At 66.4% G+C, this 25760-nt stretch carries 26 protein-coding genes; 14 read left to right on the forward strand and 12 right to left on the reverse strand.

The window, feature by feature from the left end; all coding sequences use genetic code 11:
* Both VGN82_RS02695 and VGN82_RS02700 read right to left on the reverse strand, forming a co-directional pair.
* A partial coding sequence (locus tag VGN82_RS02695) for a HAMP domain-containing protein (RefSeq protein WP_327525444.1) occupies nt 1–999 on the reverse strand: 999 nt, incomplete at its 3' end.
* Between the two features lie 211 nt (nt 1000–1210).
* The gene (locus tag VGN82_RS02700) at nt 1211–2095 is read right to left on the reverse strand and encodes a type 1 glutamine amidotransferase (RefSeq protein WP_327525445.1); all 885 of its coding nucleotides are present in this window, start codon (nt 2093–2095) and stop codon (nt 1211–1213) included.
* Nucleotides 2096–2228: 133 nt separating this feature from the next.
* Between VGN82_RS02700 and VGN82_RS02705 the strand changes: the two genes are divergently transcribed.
* Nucleotides 2229–3170 (forward strand): DMT family transporter, encoded by a 942-nt coding sequence (locus tag VGN82_RS02705; protein ID WP_327525446.1) that lies wholly within the window; start codon nt 2229–2231, stop codon nt 3168–3170.
* 31 nt (nt 3171–3201) lie between these two features.
* On the opposite strand, the gene bla is transcribed toward VGN82_RS02705, so the two are convergent.
* From bla to VGN82_RS02730, 5 genes are all read right to left on the reverse strand, one after another.
* Complete coding sequence (bla, locus tag VGN82_RS02710) at nt 3202–4197, reverse strand: class A beta-lactamase (protein WP_327525447.1); 996 nt, start codon at nt 4195–4197, stop codon at nt 3202–3204.
* Nucleotides 4198–4243: 46 nt separating this feature from the next.
* Nucleotides 4244–4474 carry a DUF1902 domain-containing protein gene (locus VGN82_RS02715; protein WP_327525448.1) on the reverse strand — a complete coding sequence of 77 codons (231 nt, stop codon included), beginning with the start codon at nt 4472–4474 and terminating at the stop codon, nt 4244–4246.
* 55 nt (nt 4475–4529) lie between these two features.
* Nucleotides 4530–6119 carry a phosphoglycerate dehydrogenase gene (serA, locus tag VGN82_RS02720; protein ID WP_327525449.1) on the reverse strand — a complete coding sequence of 530 codons (1590 nt, stop codon included), beginning with the start codon at nt 6117–6119 and terminating at the stop codon, nt 4530–4532.
* Nucleotides 6120–6307: 188 nt separating this feature from the next.
* The gene (locus tag VGN82_RS02725; protein ID WP_327525450.1) at nt 6308–7486 is read right to left on the reverse strand and encodes a phosphoserine transaminase; all 1179 of its coding nucleotides are present in this window, start codon (nt 7484–7486) and stop codon (nt 6308–6310) included.
* 163 nt (nt 7487–7649) lie between these two features.
* Nucleotides 7650–8504, reverse strand: coding sequence for a trypsin-like peptidase domain-containing protein (locus VGN82_RS02730; protein WP_327525451.1), 855 nt, complete (start codon nt 8502–8504; stop codon nt 7650–7652).
* Nucleotides 8505–9495: 991 nt separating this feature from the next.
* Here VGN82_RS02730 and VGN82_RS02735 point away from each other — a divergent pair.
* Nucleotides 9496–9834, forward strand: coding sequence for an endonuclease domain-containing protein (locus VGN82_RS02735; RefSeq protein WP_327525452.1), 339 nt, complete (start codon nt 9496–9498; stop codon nt 9832–9834).
* 96 nt (nt 9835–9930) lie between these two features.
* Here the strand turns inward: VGN82_RS02735 and VGN82_RS02740 are convergent, their stop codons facing one another.
* The gene (locus tag VGN82_RS02740) at nt 9931–10176 is read right to left on the reverse strand and encodes a hypothetical protein (protein WP_327525453.1); all 246 of its coding nucleotides are present in this window, start codon (nt 10174–10176) and stop codon (nt 9931–9933) included.
* Nucleotides 10177–10365: 189 nt separating this feature from the next.
* Between VGN82_RS02740 and VGN82_RS02745 the strand changes: the two genes are divergently transcribed.
* The gene (locus tag VGN82_RS02745; RefSeq protein ID WP_327525454.1) at nt 10366–10629 is read left to right on the forward strand and encodes a hypothetical protein; all 264 of its coding nucleotides are present in this window, start codon (nt 10366–10368) and stop codon (nt 10627–10629) included.
* A 145-nt stretch (nt 10630–10774) separates the two neighbouring features.
* On the opposite strand, the gene VGN82_RS02750 is transcribed toward VGN82_RS02745, so the two are convergent.
* From VGN82_RS02750 to VGN82_RS02760, 3 genes are read right to left on the reverse strand one after another with little or no spacing between them, the layout of a single operon-like run.
* Nucleotides 10775–11230, reverse strand: coding sequence for an RbsD/FucU family protein (locus tag VGN82_RS02750; RefSeq protein ID WP_327525455.1), 456 nt, complete (start codon nt 11228–11230; stop codon nt 10775–10777).
* A 10-nt stretch (nt 11231–11240) separates the two neighbouring features.
* Nucleotides 11241–12110, reverse strand: a complete 870-nt coding sequence (locus VGN82_RS02755; RefSeq protein ID WP_327525456.1) for an amidohydrolase family protein — start codon at nt 12108–12110, stop codon at nt 11241–11243.
* Complete coding sequence (locus tag VGN82_RS02760; protein ID WP_327525457.1) at nt 12107–13132, reverse strand: aldo/keto reductase; 1026 nt, start codon at nt 13130–13132, stop codon at nt 12107–12109. Before VGN82_RS02760 ends, VGN82_RS02755 begins: the two co-directional genes overlap by 4 nt.
* A 182-nt stretch (nt 13133–13314) precedes the next feature.
* Here VGN82_RS02760 and VGN82_RS02765 point away from each other — a divergent pair, with 182 nt between their 5' ends.
* The 8 genes from VGN82_RS02765 (at nt 13315) to VGN82_RS02800 (ending at nt 21252) form a co-directional block, all read left to right on the forward strand.
* Nucleotides 13315–14667: an ABC transporter substrate-binding protein gene (locus VGN82_RS02765; RefSeq protein ID WP_327525458.1), complete on the forward strand. Its 1353-nt coding sequence runs from the start codon at nt 13315–13317 to the stop codon at nt 14665–14667.
* Between the two features lie 98 nt (nt 14668–14765).
* Nucleotides 14766–15692: a carbohydrate ABC transporter permease gene (locus tag VGN82_RS02770; protein WP_327525459.1), complete on the forward strand. Its 927-nt coding sequence runs from the start codon at nt 14766–14768 to the stop codon at nt 15690–15692.
* The gene (locus VGN82_RS02775) at nt 15692–16510 is read left to right on the forward strand and encodes a carbohydrate ABC transporter permease (RefSeq protein WP_327525460.1); all 819 of its coding nucleotides are present in this window, start codon (nt 15692–15694) and stop codon (nt 16508–16510) included. The genes VGN82_RS02770 and VGN82_RS02775 overlap by 1 nt, the downstream gene beginning before the upstream one ends.
* Nucleotides 16511–16595: 85 nt before the next feature.
* Nucleotides 16596–17492, forward strand: coding sequence for a dihydrodipicolinate synthase family protein (locus VGN82_RS02780; RefSeq protein WP_327525461.1), 897 nt, complete (start codon nt 16596–16598; stop codon nt 17490–17492).
* A 141-nt stretch (nt 17493–17633) separates the two neighbouring features.
* Entirely contained in the window at nt 17634–18197 is a 564-nt protein-coding gene (locus tag VGN82_RS02785; RefSeq protein ID WP_327525462.1) for a GntR family transcriptional regulator, read from the forward strand.
* A 77-nt stretch (nt 18198–18274) separates the two neighbouring features.
* Nucleotides 18275–19267: a sialic acid TRAP transporter substrate-binding protein SiaP gene (locus VGN82_RS02790; protein ID WP_327525463.1), complete on the forward strand. Its 993-nt coding sequence runs from the start codon at nt 18275–18277 to the stop codon at nt 19265–19267.
* Nucleotides 19268–19471: 204 nt separating this feature from the next.
* Nucleotides 19472–19969 (forward strand): TRAP transporter small permease, encoded by a 498-nt coding sequence (locus tag VGN82_RS02795; RefSeq protein WP_327525464.1) that lies wholly within the window; start codon nt 19472–19474, stop codon nt 19967–19969.
* On the forward strand, nt 19966–21252 hold the full coding sequence (locus tag VGN82_RS02800) for a TRAP transporter large permease (protein WP_327525465.1): 1287 nt from the start codon (nt 19966–19968) through the stop codon (nt 21250–21252). The genes VGN82_RS02795 and VGN82_RS02800 overlap by 4 nt, the downstream gene beginning before the upstream one ends.
* Nucleotides 21253–21264: 12 nt before the next feature.
* On the opposite strand, the gene ppk2 is transcribed toward VGN82_RS02800, so the two are convergent.
* Entirely contained in the window at nt 21265–22233 is a 969-nt protein-coding gene (gene ppk2 / locus VGN82_RS02805) for a polyphosphate kinase 2 (RefSeq protein WP_327525466.1), read from the reverse strand.
* Nucleotides 22234–22376: 143 nt separating this feature from the next.
* On the opposite strand from ppk2, the gene VGN82_RS02810 reads away from it, so the two are divergent.
* The 3 genes from VGN82_RS02810 (at nt 22377) to pstC (ending at nt 25704) form a co-directional block, all read left to right on the forward strand.
* The gene (locus tag VGN82_RS02810) at nt 22377–23435 is read left to right on the forward strand and encodes an ATP-binding protein (protein WP_327525467.1); all 1059 of its coding nucleotides are present in this window, start codon (nt 22377–22379) and stop codon (nt 23433–23435) included.
* Between the two features lie 101 nt (nt 23436–23536).
* A complete protein-coding gene (pstS, locus tag VGN82_RS02815; protein ID WP_327525468.1) occupies nt 23537–24562 on the forward strand; it encodes a phosphate ABC transporter substrate-binding protein PstS in 1026 nt (341 codons plus the stop codon).
* Between the two features lie 170 nt (nt 24563–24732).
* Nucleotides 24733–25704: a phosphate ABC transporter permease subunit PstC gene (gene pstC, locus VGN82_RS02820; RefSeq protein ID WP_327525469.1), complete on the forward strand. Its 972-nt coding sequence runs from the start codon at nt 24733–24735 to the stop codon at nt 25702–25704.
* The last annotated feature ends 56 nt before the right edge of the window (nt 25705–25760 follow it).

A 25760-nucleotide genomic window follows, 5' to 3' on the forward strand; every position in this document is an offset into this window, starting at 1 on the left:
GAATTCGGCGGTGGCGGAATCGACCACTGCATTGATCTCGTTGATGCCGGCGACCAGGCGCTGCATCTGCTCGTCGGCCTCGTCGATCTTCAATCGCGCCGAGAAATCTCCCGCCGCCGCAGCCGCCACCACCTCGCCGACGTCGGAGACCACCGCCTCCATCGACTGCGCCCGCGCCAGACGCGCCGCAGCGGCGGCCTGTTCCTGCTGCTGCAGCAGCGCCACCTGCTCGCTGCTCTCGCGCAGCACCGAGACCGCACGCGCCATCGCCCCGATCTCGTCCTGGCGCTTGAGATGCGGCACCGCAACCTGCAGATCGCCACGCGTGAGCGCGGCCATGACGTCGCTCAGATCCAGCAGGGGGCGGGTCAGGGAGCGCTGGGCGAAGAAGAGCGCGATCGCCAGCGAGCCAAGCAGCATCACGCCGAGCACGATCGGCAGCAGGATCTGCGCCGTGCGGGTGAAATCGGCCGCATCCTGGCCCAGCGCCTCGCCGGCTGCCTCATTGCTCTTGGCGAAGGCGACGAGCAGATCGTTCAGGGCCTTGCGGTTGGCGCGGTTGAGCTCGTTGTTGCCCTGTTCGTTGGCCGCCGCCGTCGAGACCTGCCGGCCGAGACGGATGGTCTCGGAGCGGAAGGAGATGAAGTCGGCGATCGCCTTCTCGATCTCGCGGGTGCGGCTGCGCTCGGCCTCGGGCGCCGTGCTCGTCAGGTTGGCGGCCAGCGTCCGCAATTGCGGGAAGCGCGCTTCCATTCCCTTGGCGAAGGGCTCCGCCTCGGCTGCCGTCTTCGACATGTAGATGCCACGGGCATCCATCACCACGCCGAGAACGTGGCCGTTGATCCGGTCCGTGATCAGGGCAAGGTCCCCCTGAACGGAGGAGCGCTGGTTGAGGTCGCCCGAGCGCGACAGCGCCCACATGCCGAGACCGGATGAGATGAGCGCGCCGAGCGAGATGATTGCCAGGATCGCGACGATTTTGATGCGGATCGATTTCAAGGCCTGTTGCCTTTTTTGCTTCGACGCCGTGGGGGGCGCTGCGTTGTTTCGAGAGGTCGGCATCGGCTGCGACGGCGGCAGCCGATGGGGTCCGTTCCCTCGATCACGCACGCGTCCAGTCGAGCATCGACGCGAAACCGCTTAAATTTGATTAAAAGTGAGGCAGTTGGCTATTGCACCCCGGGCCGCGCCGGCAGGCTCGCTGCGTCGTTCAGCCCCGCCCGCGCGCGCTGACGCTCTGCCTGACCTTGAGCTCCACGAAGTTCCGGAGCTCGGTGACGCGCTTCGCCGGGTCGAGTACCTCCTCGTCGAGGCCATGGGCCCAGGCGAGGTCGTGGCGCGTCGGCTCGGCATCGAGCGCCTCGACATCGGCGAGCCAGCTCTCCGCTGCCGCCTCGTCGCGGCAAAAGCCCTCCGCGACGAGCTGGGGCGTCATTCGCCGCAGCAGCGCGGCGAGCTGGCCGAGCGAGAATTCGGGATGGTACTGCACGCCCCAGAACAGCCCGCCATCGGCGGTGATCTCGCAGGCATGGACGGCGCTGTAGGCGTTCGAGGCCAGGACGGTCGTGCCTGTGGGCGGCACCGCGATGGTGTCGAGATGGATTGCCGGCGCGTCGAAGGCGCCGGGGCGCCCGGCGAGCAGGGCATGGCCGTGCCCGGCCTGCGTCAGGGTGATGCGCCGGGCGAAGCCGATCTCGCGCCCCCGGGGATTGGCGACGACGCTGCCGCCGGCCGCCACCGCGCCCATCTGGATGCCCCAGCAGGAGCCGAAGCAGGGGGTGCCGCTGGCATAGATCGCGCGCATCAGCTCGATCTGCCGCGTCACCGCCGGCTGGAGATCGTAGATGTGCAGGGTCGAGCCGGTGAGGAAAATGCCGTCATAGCTTTCCAGCCCCGCCGCATCCGGCAGGTTGGCCCCCTCGTCGGCGGGAAAGCAGATGTCGGCGGTCGCGTCGGGTGCGATCGCCTGAACCTCCTGCGCATAGGCCTCGCCGAAGCAGATTCCGCCGAAGGCGCGGGTCTGGTTGTCGCGGTCCGCCCGTGTGTTTCCGTCGACGAAGAGCAGGCGCAGGGAGCGCGGCGTGATCTGGAGCATGGTTCGCGGTAGCTTCGTTGGGACAGCGGGGATGCGCCGGGCGATGGTCGGACCTGCGCCTCATCTCATAGGAGGCGAAGCGCACGCAAGGCTATTGCAATGGCCCCGCTTCCCCGGCAGGACCGCCATGACCATGAGCAAACTCGACACCGACCGCCTGTCGGTCCAGCAGCGGCCGGCGTTGGCGCAGCGGCTCTGGGGTAATCCCTATCTGCTGCTGGTCCTGACGACGTTGATGTGGGCCGGCAACTCGATCGCCAGCAGGCTTGCGGTCGGCAACATTCCACCGATGGCGCTGACCTCGCTGCGCTGGGTGTTCGTCTGTGCGGTGGTGCCGTTCCTGCTGCGCAAGCAGCTCGTCGAGCACTGGCCCGCTCTGCGCCAGCGCTGGCGCTTCATCGCGGCAATGGGTGTGTTCGGCTTCACGGTCTTCAACGCGCTGATGTACATCGCCGGCTACTCGACGACGGCGATCAATATCGGGATTCTGCAGGGCGCCATCCCGATCTTCGTGCTGATCGGCGCCTTCATCGCCTATCGTACGCCGATCGCGCCGCTCCAGGCGCTGGGCGTCGTCGTCACGCTGGTCGGCGTCGCGGTGACGGCGAGCCGCGGCGACATCCATGTCCTGGCGAACCTCACCTTTGCCAGGGGCGATCTCTACATGATCATCGCCTCGATGTTCTATGCTGGCTACACGGTCGCGATCCGCAAGCGCCCGCAGGTCCCCGCGTTCGTCTTCTTCGTCGCGGTGGCGAGCTTCGCCTGCCTGTTCTCACTGCCGCTGCTCGGGCTGGAGATCGCGACCGGCCATTTCTACTGGCCGACCGCGCAAGGCTGGGCGATCCTCGCTTTCGTGGTGCTCGGTCCTTCGCTGCTGGCGCAGGTCATGTTCCTGCGCGCCGTCGAGCTGATCGGACCGGGGCGGGCCGGTGTCTTCGCCAATCTCGTGCCGGTCTTCGCGCCGGTACTGGCGGTCGGCATCATCGGCGAGACGCTGGCGCTCTACCACGCGGTGGCGCTGCTCCTCGTGCTCAGCGGCATTTTCATCGCCGAGCGGGTGGGAAGGCGCTGACGTTTCGCCGCCTGGCGCCGCGGTTTCGAGACTAGCGAAGCGCCGCGACGGCCGCTTTTGCCACGGCGGCATGGGCGGCCTCGCGCTGCTTCGCATCGGCGGTCGAGCCCGAAAGATAGACAGCGATCGCGAAGACGCGGCCATTCGGCAAGGTGACGAGGCCGATGTCGTTGGTGGCGTGGTTGACCCCGTCCATGGTCAGGCCGAGGCCGGTCTTGTGGGCGAAGCGGGCGCCCTCGGGCAGGCCGGCGCGGATGCGCTCGGGGCCGCTCCTGGTTTCCGTCACGACCTTGTCGATGAAGGCGCTGTGCGCCGGATCGCGCAGCCAGTTGCCCTTGGCCTGGGCCTCGACGAACAGGACGCTCGCATCCGGCGTGGCGCTGTCGCGCTTGTCCTTCAGGGCGGCCTGCAAGGCGGCCTGGCGCTTCTTCGGATCGAGCGCGGAGAGCTTGGCCCGATAGGCCCGCTCGTCGATCACGTCGGTCCATGTGAAGCCGGGTAGGCCGAAGACCTCAGGCTGGAATTGCCGCTCATAGCGATCGACGGAGATGCCTTGCGCGCCACCGGCCTTGAGCATGGCGGTCACGGCCTTCGGCCCGCCGATCTCCCGCATCAGGATGTCGGCGGCGGTGTTGTCGCTGTCGCCGGCCGCGAGCGCGATCAGCTCGCGCAGCGGATAGGCGTTGCTCTCGCCCTTGAAGGCCTTGGCGAGCGGGCTGTGATAGAGCGAGAACTCGCTGCGGCGGATCGTGATCTGGTCGTCGAGCTTGAACTTGCCGGCCTCGACCGCCTGCAGCACCGCGATCGCCAGCGGCCATTTGAAGACGCTCTGCATCGGGAAGGATTCGGTGCCGCGATGCGACCAGGTCTTGCGGTCCTTCAGGTCGAGCAGGGCGACGCCGAGGCGGCCCTTCGATTGCCGCTCGATCGCGACGATCTCCCTGTCGAGTTTCGCCTTGTCCCAGTCGGCGAAAGCGGGCGAGGCGGCAAGGCAGGCGAGGGCGGTGGCGGCAGCGTAGCGAAGCATGGGCATATCCTGTGGCGGCGGCGCACAGGACAGCGCGATTGCGGCGTCACCGCGGCGGCAATTCGCAGCAGCCGAAGGCGAGTTCGTCGTTGCACATCTCGAGTTCGATCGGGCAGTCGCAGTCGAGTTCGAGGAAGTCCGGCACGAGCTGCTTCAGGCGCTCGCGCAGGGCGTCGAGCGTCTCGGCTTCGGTGACGATGCCGCTGTCGTCGGTCGCGACCGCGTACCAGACGCCGGCCTCCTCGTCGCGGCGGACCTCGAACTTGATCGGCGCCATGGCGGCATCCTTGCGGGATGCGACCATGGCGCGAAGACCTGCGAACTTCATTGCGTCAGAACCGCAGCCGCCTTGCCCGCTTGACCATCGGGATCTCGTGGATCTTGTCGAGCAGCTCGTCCGAGATCGGCTCGTCGACGGCGACATAGCAGATCGCGTCGCCGCCGGGCTTGTCGCGGCCGAGCGAGAAGGTCGCGACATTGACGCCGGCCTGGCCGAGGAGCGAGCCGAAGGCGCCGATGAAGCCCGGCTTGTCGGCATTGCGGACATAAAGCATGTGCGGCGCGAATTCGGCGTCGACCTGGATGTCGCGGATCTCGACGATGCGCGGCTTGCCGTCCTGGAAGACGGTGCCCGAGGCGTGGCGCGGCATGTCCTCGGCATCGACGACGATGCGGATGACGCTTTCGAGATTGCCGGCGACCTCGCGCGTCATCTCCTCGACGACGATGCCCTTCTCCTTCGCGACCATGGCCGCGTTGACCATGTTGATCTCGGGCAGGAAGGGCCGGAGCACGCCGGTGATCGCGGCGGCCGAGATCGCCTTGAGGTTAAGATGGGCGACCGCGCCCTCATACTCGATGCGGATGCCCTTGACCGGTGCCTCGGTGAGCTGGCCGAGGAAGGAGCCGAGCTTCTCGGCCAGCGCCACGAACGGCTTGATGCGCGGCGCCTCCTCGGCCGAGATCGAGGGGAAGTTCACCGCATTGGTGATCGCGCCCTTGAGCAGGTAGTCGCTCATCTGCTCGGCGACCTGCAGGGCGACGTTCTCCTGCGCCTCGTTGGTCGAGGCGCCGAGATGCGGCGTGCAGACGACGTTCTCCAGCCCGAAGAGCGGGTTGGTCTCGGCCGGCTCCTGCGAGAACACGTCGAAGGCGGCGCCCGCGACGTGGCCGGACTTGATCAGCTCAGCCAGAGCCGCCTCGTCGACGAGGCCGCCGCGGGCGCAGTTGATGATCCGCACGCCCTTCTTGGTCTTGGCGAGGTTCTCGGCCGAGAGGATGTTCTTCGTCTTCTCGGTCATCGGGACGTGCAGCGTGATGAAGTCGGCGCGCTTCAGCAGATCGTCGAGCTCGACCTTCTCGACACCGAGAGCGACCGCGCGCTCGGGCGAGAGATAGGGGTCATAGGCGATGACGCGCATCTTCAGGCCGATGCCGCGCTCGGCGACGATCGCGCCGATATTGCCGCAGCCGATGAGACCCAGCGTCTTGGCGGTGATCTCGACGCCCATGAAGCGGTTCTTCTCCCACTTGCCGGCCTGCGTCGAAACGTCGGCGGAGGGGATCTGGCGGGCGAGCGCGAACATCATCGCGATCGCATGTTCGGCGGTGGTGATCGAATTGCCGAAGGGCGTGTTCATCACGATGATGCCGCGGCTGGTTGCGGCGGGAATCTCGACATTGTCGACGCCGATGCCGGCGCGGCCGATCACCTTCAGGTTCTTGGCGGCTTCGAGCAGCTTGGCAGTCGCCTTGGTGGCCGAGCGGATGGCGAGGCCGTCATACTCGCCGATGATGGCGGCGAGCTTGTCCTTGTCCTTGCCGAGGTTCGGATCGAAGGTCACGTCGATGCCGCGATCCTTGAAGATCTGCACGGCGGCGGGGGAGAGGGCGTCGGAAATCAGGACTTTCGGGGCGGTCATGAGAACCTCCATTCCCCTCCCCCTTGTGGGGAGGGGCTAGGGGTGGGGGTAGAACGACCGGGTGCTCGCGCATGACGAAAGGCGCGACGGCTCGACCGGCGTCGGTGCATGATCGGAGAGGGCGAGATCGCGTTTGCGACCCCCACCCCTAACCCCTCCCCACAAGGGGGAAGGGGGACGGGTCGAGCTTACGCTGCCTTCTTGCCCAGCGAAGCCTTCGCTTCCGCGAACGCATAGGCGATCCAGGGCAGCAGCGCCTTGACGTCGCGCGACTGGACGGTCGCGCCGCACCAGATGCGCAGGCCGGGAGGGGCGTCGCGGTAATGGCCGAGGTCGAAGCCGGCGCCGGCCTTCTCGATGATCGAGACGACCTTCTTGGCGAAGGCGGCCTGGTCATCGGCCGAAAGCGCCGTCACCGCCGGGTCGGTGAACTTCAGGCACACCGAGGTGTTCGAGCGCGTCTTCGGCTTCACCGCGAGGAAGTCGATCCAGTCGTTTTCCTTCACGAACTTCGCGATGGCGCGGGTGTTGGCGTCGGCGCGCTTCACCAAGCCGTCCAATCCGCCAACTTTCTTCGCCCAGACCAGCGCGTCGATGTAATCCTCGACCGCGAGCATGGAGGGCGTGTTGATCGTCTCGCCCTGGAAGATGCCCTCGATCAGCTTGCCGCCCGAGGCCATGCGGAAGATTTTTGGCAGCGGCCAGGCCGGCTTGTAGGTCGTCAGCCGCTCGACCGCGCGGGGCGAGAGGATGATCATGCCATGGGCGGCCTCGCCGCCGAGCACCTTCTGCCAGGAGAAGGTCACGACATCGAGCTTGGGCCAGTCGAGGCGCTGGGCGAAGGCGGCCGAGGTCGCGTCGCAGATCGTCAGACCCTCGCGGTCATCGGCGATCCAGCTCGCGTCGGCAACGCGCACGCCCGAGGTCGTGCCGTTCCAGGTGAAGACGACGTCGCGGGTCTTCGTGTCGACCTTCTTGAGGTTCGGCAGCTCGCCATAGGGCGCCTCGAAGGTGCGGACATCGGCGAGCTTGAGCTGCTTGACGACATCGGTGACCCAGCCGGCGCCAAAGCTCTCCCAGCTCAGCATGTCGACGCCGCGGGCGCCGAGCAGGCTCCACAGCGCCATCTCGACGGCGCCGGTGTCGGAAGCGGGCACGATGCCGATGCGGTAATCCGCCGGCACCTGCAGCACTTCGCGGGTCAGGTCGATCGCGAGTTTGAGCTTGTCCTTGCCGACCTTGGCGCGATGCGAGCGGCCGAGCGGGGCGTCGGAGAGGTTCTTGAGGGCCCAGCCGGGGCGCTTGGCGCAGGGGCCGGACGAGAAATTAGGCACGCGCGGACGCGTGGCAGGCGCAGTGTTCACCATCGATGTCTCCATCCTTACAGATGGGCGCGCCCCGTTGGGGGGGCGTGTCCCGTCGATGGGGGTAAGGCGGAGGGGTGGGGTGAGTCAAGAGCGATTAAAAAATAGCTGCGACGTCGTTGATTAATCTGGCGCAATTGTAAGTTTTATTTGTATAATTGAGCATTTACTCCCCTCCCATCTGCAGGCCTATTATTTCGCTTAGTTTACTTCCCTGCCTATTATTGTTTACAATAGCTGCAATAACTTCACTTCGCCATACGACGCCTATTTCCGATATCTCGTCGCGTGCTCGCTGTGCGATAGTATCATTGACGATAGCGCTTGCGCCTAGGTCTTCGGGTAACAGTCTGCCCGAATAGACGCCAACAAAAGCGCCGGCGCGACCGAAGACAGGCGATCTGCCAACGCCGAGCGGTTGACCAGTAGCGGGACGCGTTGCAAGGACCGGACTTCCCGACATCCCACTTGCTGTTCGGCAATCAATTAAGAATCGCGGCAGGCCGGCTTGGGACAAGGTTGGCTCAGAAGCTATTGTACCTCGCTTGTAAATGGGTAGAGCGTCGCCGCCGCCTCTCAGGCCCCAAGGATACCCCAAAACGAACGCGTCGTCGGTCACCCTGGTGGAAAAGAACGGATTCAAATCCAAGAAATTTGGATCGCCGACTGCCCTTAATACAAGGCCTTTCCCGGATGGATGCGCTATTTGGCCCATGCGCAACGCGACGACGTCGACCCTATGTAAAAACGTCGGATGCTCGAACCAGCGCGGGCGCTCACCGTCCTCATCGTTGATCGGTAGTTCAAAATGCACAACCCGATCTTCATGAATAAGCGGATCTGCCGATTTACCTTGTCCAACTTCTTCATGGATCATCCCATGTAATGAAGTAGGCACTGCACCAGTCTCGCTGATATTTGGCGCCGATGGTTTTCTTCCCGTGACAACGTGCCAGTTCGTCACTAAAAATAACTCGCCGTCAGGTTGGCGGCGATACCAAAATCCTGTGGCGGTGGACAAGGTATTCCCCTGTGCGTTCTTTACGAGCAGAGGTGTCGTCAAGGTCGATGTGTTCATGAGCATGGCGAGGGATGATGCCTCACCGGAAAGGCATGGGGAACCCTTGTCCTGGGAGGGGAGGGTTCCCCATGTCCCCGTTTGCCAACGGTGCCGGGTCGCGAGTTCTTTCCCCGCCGCTGCGCCAGTTCCATAATCCCACCACCTCATCCCCGAGGGGCAGCCATCCGGAAGTGTGCCGTTGGTGTGGTATTCGCGGCGTCTGCGGCGGGTCTCACAAGCCGGACTCGGGAGGCTGCGGGAACCGCCGAAAGCCGCCGCTTGCGGCGGCGTCTTCCACTCAAGGTGATGCAGACTGCGCAAGCTTGTCTGCATGGGATACTACGGCCCCTGTGCGAGGAGCTCGCTGGAAGGTTCGGCGGTCGAGGGCCGTGGCGTCGGGCGGATGACGAGGCGATGAGCCGAACTGATCCGCAACGTGCCCGGCCGGGGACAGCCCGACCGTATAAGCGCGGCCCGCAGTCAAAAATCGCCGACGAGCGGAGCGCCACGGGGCGTGCGGATGGTGGCTCAATCCATCCGCGCCGCATTCTGGCTCAATGGATGCGGAACTCTACCCCCGCGCCTCGCGGCGCTCCGCTGCCCCTCATCAATAACCGCCGCGCGGAAGCGCGGGCGGGGATTTGGCGCGTTCTCAACGTGAGGCGCGGGGAACCCCTCTCCCGAATGGGAGAGGGGCAGGGGTGAGGGACCGCCGCTGGTCGTTGGAGCGCGACGGCACCGCTGCGGCCTTTATTGCATAGGGCAGGCCCTCATCCCTGCCCTTCTCCCACACGGGAGAAGGGTTCCCCGTGCCTTTCCCGGTTGGGTTGAGCCGCTGCCGGCTTCTACGCTCAGAATAGTGATCTCGGGCGGGGCCCGAGATCAGTGAAAGGGGCAGGGGTCAGGGAGCGCCGTTGATCGCAAAGGCCACCGCGTCCAACATCCACTCCCGATGACAAGCGAACGGCGCCAATTCGCCCGACAACTCAGGCAGCGGGCAACCGAGCCGGAAGACGTGCTGTGGTCGCTGCTGCGAAACCGCCAGCTCGACGGGCTGAAGTTCCGTCGGCAGGTGCCCTTGCTCAGCTACACAGTCGATTTCATCTGCATCGACCGAAAGCTGGTTATCGAGGTTGATGGTCGCCAGCATCGCTGGGAGGCGGACTACGATGCAGCGCGGACGGGGGAGATTGAACGGCACGGCTTCAAGGTCATTCGCTTCAGCAATGCCGAGGTCTTGAATGACAGGGATGCTGTCGTTGCCGCTATTCGCAAGGCGGTTGGTGGATAGGTCGCGCCCTTATCGGCAGCGGCAGGCCCTCATCCGGCGCTCCGCGCCACCCTCTCCCATCCGGGAGAAGGGAGGAGGCGTCGCGGCTCCGGTCCCTCAATCCCCCGTCATCGTCATCTCGGCGTCGCTGGCCTTCATCTTCGGGTTGGCGGCGCAGAAGGCCCTGATCTTCGCCCTGATGGTCGTGGGATACTCGCCCGTGCCGTGGGCGCCGGATTTCAGCCATTCGGCGCAGCTCAGATCGCGATCCGTGATCCGGGCCGTGGCCGGGGCAGCGAACAAGAGGCCGGCTAGCGCGGCGAGCAGGATGCGGGAGAGGCGGGGCCGGGAACAACGGAGCATCGTGGTGACCTGAAGGAGCGGCCGAAGCGCGGCCGGCATTGCCGCCGCTCCTGCCCTGCGTCGCCGCCGCATGCAAATGCGATTGTCGCGGCCCCGATGTGCGGGCAGGGCAGGGAACAAAGCCTATGGTCGCCGCGCGAGGCGTTTTCGTGATAGGCAGCGGCCGAGATCGCAACAGGTTAAGAGACCATGGCCAAGAAGACGCCCGAACAGCTCGCCCGCGAATTCGAGGGCCGCAAGGCCAAGGGGCTGGCCAAGGGCGCGGCGGCGTTCTGGCCGAACATCATCGCCAATGCCGTGCTGAAGCTGACGGCGGCGAAGGCGGAGATCACGGTCGCGTCCCTCACCGAGCTGATCGCGAAGGACGCCGAATCGAGCGATGTGACGCTGAGCGCCGGCGCGAACGAGGCGCTGGCGCGTCTGCGGCAGGCGGTGGCGAAGGCGGAAGGGTAGTTCCGCCGGAACCTCTCCGTCATCCTGGGCGACCGCAGGTCGTCCCGGGATCCATCGGAGGGCTCCGGCGTCTTACGATGGATCCCGGAGCTGCGCGGCTTCGCGGCTTGTCCAGGATGACGGTGGTGGTTCCGGCGGGTGTTCCTTACCCCGGCTCGCCGGCGATGACGCCCTTGCGCAGCAGGAAGCAGCCATAGGGGCGGGGATCGCCGACCTGCATCACGGCGAAGGCGCGCCGCGCCGCCTCGTAGAAGGCGAAGCGCTCGATGCCGGCGGCAGGGCTGGCCTTGCCCAGTGCCTTGTCGAGTTCGCGCTGCACCGCCTGCTGCACGGCGGGAATCGCGGCGGGATCGCCGACGACCTGCATGCGGCGCACCGGCTCGGGTTCGAAATCGTCGATCGGCAGCACGGAGAGGATGGCCCGCGCCGCACGCTCCATCGTCAGCCCGGGCAGGCGGATCAGCCTGCCGCTGGTGGTGGCGCTGGCGATGGTTTCGGCCGGGTGGTTGGCGTCGACCAGCGCGAGATCGTCGCCATGGCCCATGGCGGCGAGCGTCCAGAGCAGGTCGGCGGAGAGGACGGGGTCGAGGTTCTTCAGCATGGTGATCGGCTCATGTCGGTTGCCGCCCGCGACGGGCGAGATAGAGGCGGGCGGCGTTGCCGCCGAAGATGGCGTCGCGCTCGGCGGCGCTGCAGCCCGCGAGCAGGGCGGTCGCGGTGTCGTGCCAGCGGGAGTACTCGGCCCGCAGCGTCACGACCGGCCAGTCGCTGCCGAAGATCAGGCGCTCGGGGCCGAAGGTCGCGAGCAGGTGCTCGACGACCGGGCGCAGCGTCTCGATCGTCCAGTCGCTTGCTGCTTCGGTGACGAGGCCGGAGAGCTTGCAGAGCGTGTTGGGATGAGCGGCGAGCGCGGCGATGCCCTCGCGCCAGGCGGAGAGATCGCCGGGGACGAGGTCGGGCTTGCTGAGGTCAGGCTTGGCAGCGTGGTCGATCACCACCGGCAGCGTCGGATGCCGGGCCAGCATGGAGAGCGCGGCGGGGATGTGCTCGGGCTTGAGCAGGGCGTCGAAGACGAGGCCACGGGCGATCATCGCCTCGAAGGCGGGCGCAAGTTCGGGCCGGGCGAGCCAGTTCTCGTCCTCGATATCCTGCACCATCGGGCGCAGGGCCACGAGCAGCGGGTCGACGGCGAGAGCTGCGATGCGTCGGGCGATATCGGGTGCGTTGAAATCTGCCCAGCCGACGACGCCCGCGACGAAGCGGGTCTTCGCGGCGATGCCGAGCAGGAAGCGCGTCTCGGCCTCGGTCGGCGCGGCCTGGACGAGGATCGTGCTCTCGATGCCGTGGCGGGCGAGCAGGGGGGCGAGATCGGCGGGGCCGAAATCGCGGTGGATCGGCCCCAGCGCCGGGGTCAGCCAGCCATAGTCGCCGCGCGCGATCTGCCAGAAATGCTGGTGGGCGTCGATGCGGGGCGCACTCATGCCGGCACCGGGACTTCGGCGCCGAGCAGGCCTTCCGCCTTCAGGTCCGCCCAGAGCGCGGCGGGGACGGGGCTGTTCAGCTCCGCGATCTGGTCGGCGACCTCGGCCGGCGAGACGGCGCCCATGACGAGGCTCGCCACGGCCGGGTGGCCGAGCGGGAAATGCAGCGCTGCGCGGCGCAGGGGCACGCCATGGCGCTGACAGACCGCCTGGATCGCGGCGACGCGGGCGAGGATTTCCGGCGGTGCGGGGTTGTAGTTGTATTTCGCGCCGGCGACAGGGCCGGTGGCGAGGATACCGGAGTTGAAGACCCCGCCAAGCATCAGGCCGATGCCCTTCTCCTGCGCCAGCTTCATGAAGGAGGCCAGCGCCGGCTGCTCCAGCAGCGAGTAGCGGCCGGCCAGAAGCATGGTGTCGAAGTCGCCGGCGCGGGCGAAGCGCTCGCACATGTCGGCCTCGTTGACGCCGACGCCGATCGCCTTGACGGCGCCGGAGGCGCGCAGCTTCTCCAGCGCGCGATAGGCGCCCTCCATCGCCTCGGAGAAGCGCTGCTCGACCATCGCCTCGCCGTGCGTCCAGACATCGACGTCGTGGATCAGGACGATGTCGATCCGGTCGGTGCCGAGGCGCAGTGCCGATTGCTCGAGCGAGCGCATCGCGCCGTCATAGGAGTAGTCGAAGCGCAGGCCATGCGGCAGGCCGCCGAGATAGCCCGAACCGTCACCGCGCCCGGCGAAGGGTTCGGCGACGCGGCCGATCTTGGTCGAGAGGGCGAGCCCGTCGCGTCCGGCCCGGCGCAGGGCCGCGCCGATGCGGTGCTCGGACAGGCCGTGGCCATAGAGCGGGGAGGTGTCGATCAGCGTGATGCCGCCGGCAATCGCGGCCTCGACGGTCGCCACCGCCTGCGCCTCGTCGAGCCTGGCATAGAGATCGCCGAGGGGTGCCGCCCCGAATCCGAGCGTCGAGACGGAGAGCGCGCTGCGGCCAAGCGGGCGCGGCGCGAGGGCGGAGACGGAGAGCATGCCAGGCGTTTCCATTATCGTTGGCGACACTATGTGCATACCAACATGTTAGCTTGCAACCATCCTCGAACCGGATTAGCGTCCGCCGCAAGATGGTGGTGCGGCCGGATCAGAACCGGTGCTTGCCGTTAGGTCAACAGGCCCGGAAAAGGGCTGGATCACAAGTCCTGGGAGGACGATCGATGAGCGAGACCATTCTCAAGCCGACCCGTCGTGCACTGATGCGCGGCGCCGCAGCCCTGGGCGCTGCCGGCGCCATCGGTTCGCCCCTGGTGTTGCGCGAGGCGCGTGCGCAGGCGGCATTCAACTGGAAGCGCTTCTCCGGCACGAGCATCGACGTGCTGCTGGTGAAGAATCCGCGCTCCGACCTGTTCCAGGCGGCTGAGAAGGAGTTCACCGAGCTCACCGGCATCAAGGTTTCCTCCGAACAGGTGCCCGAGCAGCAGCAGCGCCAGAAGGCAGTGATCGAGTTCGCCTCAGGCAAGCCGAGCTTCGACGTCAGCGGAATCTCGCTGCATGTGCAGAAGCGCATGGCCGCAAAGGGCAAGTGGTTCGCGGATCTGGCGCCGATGATCAAGGACGCGTCGCTGACCTCGCCCGACTTCAATTTCGACGATTTCGGCGCCGGCGCAGTGTCTTACGCCCGCCAGGCCGACGGGGCGCTCGATACGCTGCCCTTCTTCGTCGATTACTGGATGGTCTACTACAACAAGGAGCTCTTCGAGGCGAAGGGCGTCACCTTCCCGAAGACGATGGACGAGATGGCGGTGGCCGCCGCCAAGCTGCACGATCCCGCCAAGGGCGTTGCGGGCTTCGTCTCGCGCGGCCTGAAGAACGCCAACGTTCCGGTCTGGGCCTGCCTGCTGCTCGGCCAGGGCATCGAGACGACCTCGCCGGAAGGCAAGCTGCTCACCGATACGCCGGAGGCGATCTGGGCCGGCGAACTCTACAAGAAGCTCAACAAGGATACCGGCCCGGCCGGCCAGGTCGGTTTCAACTGGAACGAGTGCCAGACCACCTTCATGCAGGGCCGCGCCGCGATGTGGCTCGACGGCATCGGCTTCGCGACGCCGCTCGAGGATCCGAGCAAGTCGCGCATCGTCGGCAAGGTCGGCTACGGCATCACCCCGCCCGGTCCGAAGGCGCATCACGCCGGCATGTTCGGCGACGGCATCGGCATCTCGCGCGGCTCCCAGAAGAAGGAGGCCGCCTGGCTCTACATCCAGCACATGACCAACAAGGCGCAGCAGCTCGCCATGCTGAAGGCCGGTGCCGGCGCGCCGGCACGCTCCTCGGCCTATTCGGACACGGCGACGATCGAGGCGTCGAAGTTCGGCAAGCAGTACTTCGACTGCCTGCTGGGCTCGGCCAAGATCGCCCGCGCGGCGCTGCCGCAGATCGTCCCGGTCACCGAATTCCGTGACGTCTTCGGGGTCGGCCTGACCAACATGATCGGCGGCGCCGATGTCGCGACCGAACTGAAGAAGGCGACGGAAGCCTTCGCGCCCGTGCTCGCCAAGAGCGAGCAGGGCTGAGCCCCAGGCGTCTTGGCCGGGCTTGCCCCGGCCATCTCGTCACGCGTGTTCAGTTTCATGGAGATGCCCGGGGTATGCCCGGGCATGACGTCCCCCGCATGACCACAACGACCCTGTCACCGACGATTGCGAATGCGCAGCCTGCGTCATCCACGCAGTCGGCCGATTTCACGCCGCGCTATTGGCTGTTCGCCGCGCCGGCCGTGCTGGTCGTGGCGACGGTGATCGTGTTCCCGTGGCTGTTCACGCTCTACATGTCCGGCCACGACTGGAAGATCGGCGCCGGGCCGGAATTCGTCGGGCTGGCGAACTTCGCCGAGCTTTTCCGCGATGCGCGCTTCATCGAGTCGATGGGGCACACCTTCTATTTCACCTCGCTGGCCGTCGTGCTGCCGATCGTTTTCGGCACGGCGGCGGCCTTGGTCTTCCACCGTGAGTTTCCGTTCCGGGGCGTGCTGCGGACCATCTTCGTGATGCCGATGATGGCGACGCCGGTCGCAGTCGCGCTGGTCTGGACGATGATGTTCCATCCGCAGCTCGGCGTGCTGAACTACCTTCTGTCGCTGGTCGGCATCGGCCCCTCCGCCTGGGTCTATTCGCCGGACACGGTGATCCCGACGCTGATCCTGGTCGAGGTCTGGCACTGGACGCCGCTGGTCATGCTGATCGTGCTGGGCGGCCTCGCCGGCCTGCCGCGCGAGCCCTATGAATCCGCCCTGATCGACGGCGCCAATGACTGGCACATGTTCCGGCACATCACCCTGCCGCTGGTCTGGCCCTTCATCATGGTGGCGATCGTCATCCGCACGATCGATGCGCTGAAGGCCTTCGACACGATCTTCGTGATCACGCAGGGCGGGCCGGGGACGGCCTCGGAAACGCTGAACATCTTCCTCTATCTGCAGGCCTTCCAGTTCTACAAGATCGGCTACGCCTCCGCGGTCGTGGTGATCTTCTTCGTCATCATCATCATGCTCTCGCTGCTCCTGCTCTATGCGCGGCAGAAGTCGAAGTGGAACGCGTGATGACCCGCCTCCTCAAGAAACTCGGCTTCTTCGCCTCGGTCTTCGTGCTGGTCTCGCCGGCGGTGCTGGTCTTCCTCTGGATGATCTCGCTGTCCTTCAAGAACGAGCTCGACAACACCGCCTTCCCGCCGGTCTTCATCCCGAACCCGCCGACGCTGAAGAACTATGTCGATGTCTTCGCGCAGAACAATTTCGCGCTCTATCTCTGGAATTCGGTGCTGGTCACCGGTGGCGCTGTGCTGACCGGCCTCGCGGTCGGCGTGCCGGCCGGCTACGGCATCGCTCGCGGCAAGGCGACGAAGTTCGCGATCCTGATCCTGGTCGCGCGGATGACGCCGGCCCTGTCCTACCTGATCCCGCTCTTCCTGCTGTTCCAGATGACCGGGCTGGTCGGCACGATCACGGCACTGGTGATCACCCATCTCGTCATCACCATCCCGATCATCGTCTGGATCATGATCGGCTACTTCGAAAACGTTCCCATCGAACTCGAGGACGCCGCGCGGATCGACGGCGCGACGACCTGGCAGGCCTTCCGCCATGTCGCCTTGCCGCTGGCGCGCCCCGGCATCGTGGTCGGCGGCATCCTCGCCTTCATCTTCTCCTGGAACAACTTCATCTTCTCGGTGGTGCTCGGCGGCAAGAACAGCCGCACGCTGCCCTCGGCCGTCTACAACTCGCTGACCTTCGAGCAGATCTCCTGGGGGCCCCTCGCTGCCGCCGCGCTTCTCGTGACGCTGCCGGTGCTGCTGGTCACCGTGCTGGCGCAGCGTGAGATCGTCGCCGGGCTCTCGGCCGGAGGGCTCAAGGATGGCTGAGATCGCCTTGTCCAGTGTCTGTCATCTGACTAACATGTCAGTATCCCCCTCGCTCAACGCCTCACTGTCCTGAAAGACTGTTCCCATGCCCCTCGATCGCAATCGCTTCGGCCTTTCCTGCGCCATCACCACCCCGATGCGGGAGGGCGGCGGCGTCGACCTGCCGCGGCTCGTCAAGCATGCGCGCCATGTGCTGGCGCAGGGCTGCGACAGCGTCACCCTCTACGGCACGACCGGCGAAGGCGCGGCGCTCGGGCTGCCGGCGCGGGGCGCGATGATGGGCGCGCTGATCGGCGCCGGGATCGATCCGGCCAGCCAGATCTATGCCGGCGTCGCCGCCTCCTCGCTGCATGAGGCGGTGGAACAGGGACGGCTTGCGCTCGATGCCGGCGCCAAGGGGCTGCTGGTCGCGCCGCCCTTCTATTTCAAGGGCGTCAGCGACGAGGGGCTCTATCGCTGGTTCTCGCAGTTCTTCGAGAAGCTCGGCGGCTCGGTCCGCAATGTCGTGCTCTACCACATCCCGTCGGTCACGGCCGTCGATATCAGCGTCGGCCTGGTCCAGCGGCTGAAGACGGCGTTTCCCGGGATCGTCGTCGGGGTGAAGGATTCGTCCGGCAGCTACGCCAACACCGAGGCGCTGCTGAAGGCGCATGGCGAGCTCGCCATCCTGGTCGGCGACGAGCGCCAGCTCGCCAAGGCGGTGCGCAACGGCGCGCAGGGCACGATCTGCGGTGTCGCCAATCTGGTGCCGCATCTGCTGCGGCCGATGGTCTATGAGGGCACCGACAGCCCGGTCGTGAACGCACTGGTCGACGAGATTTGCTCGCATCCGGTGCTGCCGGCGGTGAAGGCGCTGGTCGGGCATTTGCATGGCGACGCGGGCTTTGGGGCGATGCGCGCGCCGCTGGAGGCGCTGGACGAGGGCACGCGCCAGCGGCTCTTCGCGGCCTTCGACCGGATCACGCAGGCCAAGGCCGCCTGAGCAGGTCGCCTGAAAGGAGACGACGTCTTGAACCAGCCCGAGCAGGATCCGCGCGAAGGCGAGCCGCTGAAGCTGAGGGAGCGCGCCTATGCCTCTTTCACCTAGCGGCTGCTGGCGCGCGAGATCAAGCCCGGGCAGTTCGTGACCCAGCGCGAGCTCGTTGCATTGACGGGCCTGCCGCTCGGCGCGATCCGGGAGCTGATCCCGCGGCTCGAGGCCGAGGGGTTGATCAAGACCGTGCCGCAGCGCGGCATGCAGGTCGCCCATGTCGATCTCAACCTGATCCGCAACGCCTTCCAGTTCCGGCTCTTCCTGGAGAAGGAGGCGACGGCGCTCTATGCCGCGAATGCGAGCGATGCAGAGATCGCAGAGCAGCGCGCCCGGCACGAGGCGATCATCGCCCGGGCCGAGGCCGGCGGCGATCCGACGCTGATCGAGGAGGCCGAGGATGTCGACCGGCTGATGCATGAGGCGATCATCGACCATCTCGACAACGACATCGTCTCGAAGGCTTTCCGCGTCACCTGGCTGAAGATCAGGCTGATCCGGCAATACGAGACGCGCATCCACAACAGCATCATCGTGCCGGTGATGCAGGACCATCTGAAGATCATTTCGGCGATCGAGGCACGCGACCCGGTGCGGGCCGCCGAAGCGATGAGCATGCATATCGGCAACGCCCGCACGCGGGCGATGAACTACTGACGAGGCCTGAAACCCAACATCACCCGCAGACATTCAACGAGCCGGGCAAACCGGCCGTACCCTGGAGGGAAACGACCATGACCAAGCTGACCAAACGCGAATTTCTGGCCGCGTCCGCCGCCGCGGGCTCGGCCGTGTTCATGCCGACGATCCTGCGCGCGCAGGCGACCGTCTTGCGCTGGGGCGAGATGCTGCCGGCGACCCATCCGCAGGTGCAGATGGTCGAGCGCATCGCCAAGCAGGTGAAGGAGAAGACCTCGGGCCGCGTCGACATCCAGGCCTTCCCGGCCGGGCAGCTCGGCTCCGGCAAGGATATGATGGAATCGGTCGCATCCGGCGCGCTGACCATGACGACCGATGGCGCGGCCGCGCTCGGCGCCTTCCTGCCGCAGCTCTCGGTGGTCGAGGCACCCTATCTCTGGCGCGACGCCGCCCATATGTCGAAGGTCGCCAAGGCGCCCGTCTTCGCGCAGATGAACGCGGAGCTGGAGAAGAAGCGCGGCATGCGCATGGCCGCCGTCACCTATTACGGCAAGCGCCATCTCACCACCGGCTCGAAGGCCGTGAAGAGCGCCGCCGACGTCGCCGGCCTCAAGCTGCGCGTGCCGCCGGTCGACACCTTCCGCGCCATGGTCGAGGCCTGGGGCGCCAAGGCGACGCCGGTCAACTTCAACGAGCTCTATCTGGCGCTGAGCCAGGGCGCGGTCGACGGCCAGGAGAATCCGCTGCCGACGATCCACAGCGCCAAGCTGCAGGAGGTGCAGAAGCACCTGATCCTGACCGGCCACATCATCACGCCGCGCCTCGTCATCGTGAACACTGATTTCTGGAAGGGGCTGAAGGACGCCGATCGCAGCCTGCTGGAGGCCGCCATTGCCGACGGCGTTGCCTGGCAGGACGCCGAGCTCGCCAGCCAGGAAGGCAGCCTCGTCGCGACGCTGAAGGGCGCCGGCATGACCGTGACAGAGCCCGATCTCGAGAGCTTCTCCAAGCCCGTGCTCGCCAGCCTGCCGAAGCAGTTCGAGAGCAAATGGGGCAAGGGTACCTGGGACGCGCTCGCGGCGCTTTGAGCGCCGCACGCTTCGTCAAACGGGCGCGGGGAACCCTCTCCCATAGGGAGACGGCAGGGTGAGGGGAGGGCCATTGGACGCCGTGGCCGTGAACTCACCGTCGCTTCCCGACAACTGGTGCTCGACTGGTCGATCGGCCGACACCTCACCCCTACCCCTCTCCTGACAGGAGAGGGATTCCCCGCGCCTCTCGGACGGACGCCGATGAAATCCCTTCTCCACCTTTCCGATCGCATCGTGCGCTGGTCGGCCGTGGCGCTGCTGCTGGCGCTGCTGGCGGCGGTGCTGCTCGGCGTGCTCTCGCGTCAGCTCAACGCGCCACTGGCCTGGACCGACGAACTCGCGCAGTACCTGCTGGTCTGGGCCGGCTTCGTCGGCTGGATCCTTGCGGCGCGGCGGCGCTCGCATATCCGCATCACCGTCTTCGCCGACATGCTGCCGGAGAGCGCCGGGAGAGTCCTCGAGATCGTCACGCAGCTTGCGATCATCGCCTTCGCGGCTGTGCTGATCCGCTATTCCTTCGGCCTGATCGAGCGCAACTGGGACGTCGAGTCGATTGCGCTGCCGATTTCAACCGCGGCGCTCTACATCGTCATGCCGCTGGCCGGCCTCGCGCTGATCCTGCAGGCGGTGGCCGAGATCGCCGATGTGCTCGCGGGCCGCAAGTTCTCCGCGCCGGAACCCGGGAGCCAGCCGCTATGACCGCGATCATGCTGCAGATCCTGCCGTTCTGGTTCGCGGCACTCCTGATCGGCGTGCCGCTCTTCGTCTCGATGGGGCTGGCTGCGGTCGCTTTCGCCTTCCTGGGTGGGTTCCCGCTCGGCATCGTGCCGCAGAAGATCGCGCAATCCGCCAATTCCTTCCCCCTGCTGGCGGCGCCGCTCTTCATCCTGATGGGCAACATCATGAACTCGGCGGGGATCACCGACCGGATCTTCGCCTTCGCCACGGCTTGCGTGGGCTGGCTGCGCGGGGGCCTGTGCCACGCCAACATCCTGGCCAGCGTGATCTTCGCCGGCATGTCCGGCTCGGCGGTGGCGGACGCCGGCGGCGTCGGCACGCTCGAGATCAAGGCGATGCAGGACGAGGGCTACGATGCCGAGACGGCGGCCGCGATCACCGCGGCGTCGGCGACGATCGGCCCGATCATCCCGCCCTCGCTGCCGATGGTGATCTATGGCGTCTCCGCCGACGTCTCGATCGGCGGCCTGTTCCTGGCCGGCGTCATCCCTGGCCTGCTCATGGCAGGCGCCTTGATGGCCATGGTCGTCCATGTCGCGAAGAAGCGCGACCTGCCGCGTCATCCGTTCCCCGGCGCGGCGCAGCTCTGGGTCGCCTACAAGGAAGCGCATTGGGCGCTGATGACGCCGGTCATCCTGTTCGGCGGGATGATGGCCGGCATCTTCACACCGACGGAGGCGGCGGCCGTCGCCACGGCCTATGCGCTGGTGCTCGGGCTCTTCGTCTATCGCAGCTTCTCGCTGGATGATCTGCCGGCACTCGTCGTCCAGACGGTCGAGACGACCGGCGTCGTGCTGGCGCTGGTGATGACCGCGGCGGCACTGGGCTGGTGCCTGTCGATCTCGCGCATCCCGCAGGTGGTCGGCCCGATGCTGGTCGATCTCGCCGGCAGCCCGCTGATGTTCCTGCTGATCGTCAACCTGCTGCTGCTCTTCGTCGGATGCTTCATGGAGGCGCTCGCCGCCATGCTGATCCTGATCCCGATCCTGACGCCGGCGGCCAGCCAGTTCGGCATCGACCCGATCCAGTTCGGGCTGATCTTCGTGCTCAACCTGATGATCGGGACGATCACGCCGCCCGTCGGGGTGGTGCTGTTCATCACCTCGAAGATCGCCAATATAAGCTTCGAGGCGATGTCGCGGGCGATCGTGCCGTGGCTCCTGCCGCTGCTGGCGGTGCTGGTCGCGATCACGCTCTGGCCGCCGCTGACGACCTGGCTGCCGAACCTGGTGATGGGGCGCTGAGCGCGGCGGCGCTCAGCTGTTCCCGTTCTCGCCGCCCTTGTGCAGGTATTTGTCGACCTCGACGACGATCTTGCGGTCGCACTCGCCGATCGCGGCCTCGTCCTTGCCGTCATAGGGGATGGCGAGGAGGACGTGGCGGATCGCGCTCAGCCGCGCCCGCAGCTTGTCGTTGCCACGAATGACATGCCAAGGCGCCCATTCCGTGCTGCTGCGGGCCAGCATCTCGTCGAAGGCATCCGAATAGGCGCCGAAGCGCGGGATCGCCTCGAAGTCGATCGGCGACAGCTTCCAGCGCTTGAGCGGGTCATGCCAGCGGGCATGCAGCCGCAGCATCTGCATTTCCGGGCCGATGGTGATGAAGAACTTGATCAGCCGGATACCGTCGCGCACCAGCATGCCCTCGAAGGCCGGTGCCTCATGCAGCAGGGTTTGCGTCTGCTGCGGCGTGCAGAAGCCCATCACGCGCTCGACGCCGGCGCGGTTGTACCAGGAGCGGTCGAAGAAGACGATCTCGCCCGCTGTCGGCATCTGCGCGGCGTAACGCTGGAAATACCACTGCCCGGCCTCGGTGTCGGAGGGCTTGGCCAGGGCGACGACGCGGGCCTGGCGCGGGTTGAGATGCTGGGTGAAGCGGCCGATCGTGCCGCCCTTTCCGGCGCCGTCGCGGCCCTCGAAGACGATGACGATGCGCTCTCCGGTCTTTTTCGCCCAGCTGGCGAGCTTCTGCAGCTCGATCTGCAGTGCCTGCAATTCCCTGTTGTAGCGCTTGCGCTTCATGCGCTTGCCATAAGGGTAGTCGCCGCTGCGGAAGGCGGCGTCGACGATCGCGTCGGGCAGTTCTTCGGCCTCGATATCGAAACCTTTCGGGGCTGCCGCCTTTGGCGGCTTCCCCGTCCTGGCCAGCGGAGGCACCTGTGTGTCCGTTTCGGAGACGAGCCGGATCGCTCCCTTCGCACGGCTCTCGGAAGCCTTCTTCGACATCGCATCGGTCCTCATGGGTGGGCGCCAGCCTAGACCGCGGTTCGGCCGAAGGGAATTGACGCGCGCCGGGCTTGCGATCAGGAAGGGCGGCCCGCGCTTCCGGCCGACCGGTCGGTGTGGCGCAGCGCGCCGAGGTTTCCTGCATGCCTGCTGCCGTCGATCCCGCTGCCCCCGCGACGCATGCCATGGTCGAGGCAATGGGCTCGGCTGTCGTCCTGCTCGACGTTCACGGCGTCGCCCAGGTCCTGAGCCCGGCGATGCGGGGGCTGATGCCGGCGCTGGAGGTCGGGCAACAGCTGACGCTGGTGATGCGCGATCCCGATCTGATCGAGGCGATCGACGGCGTCGGCCGCCAGGGCGGCCGGCAGGTCATCGAACTCGTCGAGCGTGTCCCGGTCGAGCGCACTTTCCGGATCCACATCGCGGCGCTGGAGACGACAGGCTGGCGTCGGCCGGTTCTGCTGACCTTCGAGGATCTGAGCGAGCAGCGCGTCACCGAACGGATGCGCGTCGATTTCGTCGCCAATGCCAGCCATGAGCTGCGCACGCCCCTGGCCTCGCTGCTCGGCTTCGTCGAGACGCTGCAGGGGCCGGCGCGCAACGATGCTGGCGCGCGCGACCGCTTCCTCGCGATCATGCGTGAGCAGGGGCTGCGCATGGCGCGCCTCGTCGACGACCTGCTCTCGCTGTCGCGGATCGAGCTGCGCGCCCATCTGGCGCCGGAAAACCCGGTCGATCTCGTCGGCATCTCGCGCGAGATCGTCGATTCGCTGACCTTGATGGCCCGCGAGCGCGAGGTGACACTGACGCTGCGCGTGCCGGCCGAACCGGTGCAAGTCGCGGGCGATCGGGACGAGCTGCTGCGGCTCATGGAGAATCTCGTCGAGAACGCGATCAAATACGGCAAGCGCGGCGGCGAGGTCGTGATCGATGTCGAGGACGGTCCGCTCGAGGCGAATGTCGGGGTGAAGGATGACGGGCCAGGGATCGCACCGGAGCACCTGCCGCGGCTGACAGAGCGCTTCTACCGCGTCGACACCAATGCCAGCCGGGAGGCGGGCGGCACGGGGCTCGGCCTGGCGATCGTCAAGCATATCGTCCTGCGCCATCGCGGGCGCCTGACGATCGAGAGCGCACTCGGGCAGGGGGCGACCTTCCGCGCCGTGCTGCCGCGCTATGGGGCGCCGCCGAGAAAGGCTTAACAAATGCTTTGTGACAGAATGCGTGACGGATTGTCATGAAGCTGTCATGCAGAGGGTGTTCTGAACGGGCCGCTAAACGTGCGATCCAGAGAGGACATCTCATGCGCAAACTTCTCATTCTCGCGGCCGCTTCGATCGGTCTGTCTGGCGTGGCTCAGGCCGCCGACATCACCGGCGCGGGCGCGACCTTCCCCTTCCCGATCTACGCCAAATGGGCTGAGGCCTATAAGAAGGAGACCAATGTCGGTCTCAACTATCAGTCGATCGGCTCGGGTGGCGGCATCCGCCAGATCAAGGCCAAGACGGTCGCCTTCGGCGCCACCGACGCCCCGCTCAAGGGCGAAGACCTGACCAAGGACGGCCTGATCCAGTTCCCGACCGTCATGGGCGGCGTCGTCCCGGCCGTGAACATCGCCGGCGTCGAGCCCGGTAAGCTCAAGCTCTCGGGCGAGATCATCGCCGAGATCTATCTGGGCACCATCAAGAAGTGGAACGACCCGAAGATCACCGCGATCAACGCCGGCCTGACCCTGCCCGACGCCAACATCAACCCGGTCTACCGTTCGGACGGATCGGGCACGACCTTCGTGTTCACCGACTACCTCTCCAAGGTCTCGGCGGACTGGAAGTCGAAGATCGGCACCAACACCGCCGTGCAGTGGCCGGTCGGTATCGGCGGCAAGGGCAATGAGGGTGTCTCGGCTTCGGTGAAGCAGGTCGCCAACTCGATCGGCTATGTCGAATACGCCTATGCCAAGCAGAACAAGCTCGCCCATGCGCTGGTGAAGAACGCCGAAGGCAACTTCCCGGCTCCGGACGACAAGTCCTTCCAGGCCGCCGCCGCCAACGCCAACTGGAACGAGGCTCCCGGCTTCGGCATCTCGCTGAACAACCAGAAGGGCGCCCAGGCCTGGCCGATCACCTCGGCCACCTTCCTGCTGGTCCATGCCAAGCCGGAGAAGCCGGAAGAGGTTCAGGCTGCCCTGAAGTTCGTCGACTGGGCCTACAAGAGCGGTGACCAGCTCGCCCTCGACCTCGACTACGTGCCGCTGCCGGCCAACGTCAAGGATCAGGTTCGCAACGCCTGGAAGGGCGTCACCGACCCGGCGGGCAAGCCGATCTTCTGATCGGGACCGAAACGGGCGAGGCGGGTTTCCGCCTCGCCCATCCAACCCGCCTAACAGGCCTTCATCCTGAGGTGCGCCACCGGCGCCCTTCAGGATGAGGGCCGAGGCCGCCCCCGGGCCGACCGAACGGTCCGCGGGCGTCATCGGCAACGAAACCGGAGCTTCCACGGATGACCGCCGTGACCGAGATGACCAGCATGCCTTCCGCGCCCGCGACGCGCAGGACCCCGAAGGCGACCTTCGACGTCGTGTTCCGCAACGCCAGTTTCCTGGCAGCGCTGCTCGTTCTGGTGCTGCTCGCCGGCATCATGCTCTCGATGGTGATCGGAGGCTGGCCGGCTTTCCGCGAATTCGGCCTGGGCTTCGTCACCTCCAGCGTCTGGGACACTCAGAACGACCAGTATGGCGCCTGGCCGGCGATCGTCGGCACGATCTCGACGGCGCTGATCGCACTCGTGATCGGTGTGCCGCTTTCGCTCGGCATCGCCGTCTACCTGACGCAGCTCGCGCCGCCGTGGTTCAAGCGGCCGGTTTCGACCGCGATCGAGCTGCTCGCCGCGGTGCCCTCGATCATCTACGGCATGTGGGGGCTGTTCGTGTTCGTGCCGCTCTTCGCGGCCTATGTCCAGATCCCGCTCTCGAACGTGGTCGAGGGCATGCCGATCGTCGGCACGGTGCTCTATTCGCGTTCGCCCTCGGGCCTTGGGATCTTCACGGCCGGCATCATCCTGGCCTTCATGATCATCCCCTTCATCGCCTCGATCACGCGCGATATGCTGGAGCAGATCCCCTCGGTGCTGCGCGAGAGCGCCTATGGCATCGGCGCGACGACCTGGGAGGTCGTGCGCCATGTGCTGGTGCCGCAGGCCGGCGTTTCGATCATCGGCGCGATCATGCTGGGGCTCGGCCGCGCGCTCGGCGAGACCATGGCGGTGACCTTCGTCGTCGGCAATGCAAACCGGCTATCGGCCTCGATCCTCGATCCCGGCTCGACCATCGCCTCGCGCATCGCCAATGAGTTCAACGAGGCCATGGGCCTGCAGCTCAACGCGCTGATCGCGCTCGGCTGCATCCTGTTCTTCGTCACCTTCGTCGTCCTCGTCATCGCGCGCCTGCTGGTCTCGCGTGTGAAGCGCTACTGAGCGAAAGCCCGACCCATGACCATGACGAGCGCAACGCCCGGTTCTTCGATGCCCAA

The sequence above is a fragment of the Allobosea sp. genome (genome assembly GCF_035999205.1).
GTDB lineage: Bacteria > Pseudomonadota > Alphaproteobacteria > Rhizobiales > Beijerinckiaceae > Allobosea.

Bases quoted from the DNA above. Each gene is read 5' to 3' on its own strand.
- VGN82_RS02770 (WP_327525459.1), top strand. From the start codon at position 14,766: ATGACCACAACGACCCTGTCACCGACGATTGCGAATGCGCAGCCTGCG.
- bla (WP_327525447.1), bottom strand. From the start codon at position 4,197: ATGCTTCGCTACGCTGCCGCCACCGCCCTCGCCTGCCTTGCCGCCTCG.
- VGN82_RS02750 (WP_327525455.1), bottom strand. From the start codon at position 11,230: ATGCTGAAGAACCTCGACCCCGTCCTCTCCGCCGACCTGCTCTGGACG.
- VGN82_RS02800 (WP_327525465.1), top strand. From the start codon at position 19,966: ATGACCGCGATCATGCTGCAGATCCTGCCGTTCTGGTTCGCGGCACTC.
- VGN82_RS02745 (WP_327525454.1), top strand. From the start codon at position 10,366: ATGGCCAAGAAGACGCCCGAACAGCTCGCCCGCGAATTCGAGGGCCGC.
- VGN82_RS02700 (WP_327525445.1), bottom strand. From the start codon at position 2,095: ATGCTCCAGATCACGCCGCGCTCCCTGCGCCTGCTCTTCGTCGACGGA.
- VGN82_RS02755 (WP_327525456.1), bottom strand. From the start codon at position 12,110: ATGAGTGCGCCCCGCATCGACGCCCACCAGCATTTCTGGCAGATCGCG.
- VGN82_RS02795 (WP_327525464.1), top strand. From the start codon at position 19,472: ATGAAATCCCTTCTCCACCTTTCCGATCGCATCGTGCGCTGGTCGGCC.
- ppk2 (WP_327525466.1), bottom strand. From the start codon at position 22,233: ATGTCGAAGAAGGCTTCCGAGAGCCGTGCGAAGGGAGCGATCCGGCTC.
- VGN82_RS02810 (WP_327525467.1), top strand. From the start codon at position 22,377: ATGCCTGCTGCCGTCGATCCCGCTGCCCCCGCGACGCATGCCATGGTC.
- VGN82_RS02780 (WP_327525461.1), top strand. From the start codon at position 16,596: ATGCCCCTCGATCGCAATCGCTTCGGCCTTTCCTGCGCCATCACCACC.
- VGN82_RS02760 (WP_327525457.1), bottom strand. From the start codon at position 13,132: ATGCTCTCCGTCTCCGCCCTCGCGCCGCGCCCGCTTGGCCGCAGCGCG.
- VGN82_RS02790 (WP_327525463.1), top strand. From the start codon at position 18,275: ATGACCAAGCTGACCAAACGCGAATTTCTGGCCGCGTCCGCCGCCGCG.
- VGN82_RS02775 (WP_327525460.1), top strand. From the start codon at position 15,692: ATGACCCGCCTCCTCAAGAAACTCGGCTTCTTCGCCTCGGTCTTCGTG.
- serA (WP_327525449.1), bottom strand. From the start codon at position 6,119: ATGACCGCCCCGAAAGTCCTGATTTCCGACGCCCTCTCCCCCGCCGCC.
- VGN82_RS02725 (WP_327525450.1), bottom strand. From the start codon at position 7,486: ATGGTGAACACTGCGCCTGCCACGCGTCCGCGCGTGCCTAATTTCTCG.
- pstC (WP_327525469.1), top strand. From the start codon at position 24,733: ATGACCGCCGTGACCGAGATGACCAGCATGCCTTCCGCGCCCGCGACG.
- VGN82_RS02735 (WP_327525452.1), top strand. From the start codon at position 9,496: ATGACAAGCGAACGGCGCCAATTCGCCCGACAACTCAGGCAGCGGGCA.
- VGN82_RS02705 (WP_327525446.1), top strand. From the start codon at position 2,229: ATGAGCAAACTCGACACCGACCGCCTGTCGGTCCAGCAGCGGCCGGCG.
- pstS (WP_327525468.1), top strand. From the start codon at position 23,537: ATGCGCAAACTTCTCATTCTCGCGGCCGCTTCGATCGGTCTGTCTGGC.
- VGN82_RS02765 (WP_327525458.1), top strand. From the start codon at position 13,315: ATGAGCGAGACCATTCTCAAGCCGACCCGTCGTGCACTGATGCGCGGC.
- VGN82_RS02740 (WP_327525453.1), bottom strand. From the start codon at position 10,176: ATGCTCCGTTGTTCCCGGCCCCGCCTCTCCCGCATCCTGCTCGCCGCG.
- VGN82_RS02715 (WP_327525448.1), bottom strand. From the start codon at position 4,474: ATGGCGCCGATCAAGTTCGAGGTCCGCCGCGACGAGGAGGCCGGCGTC.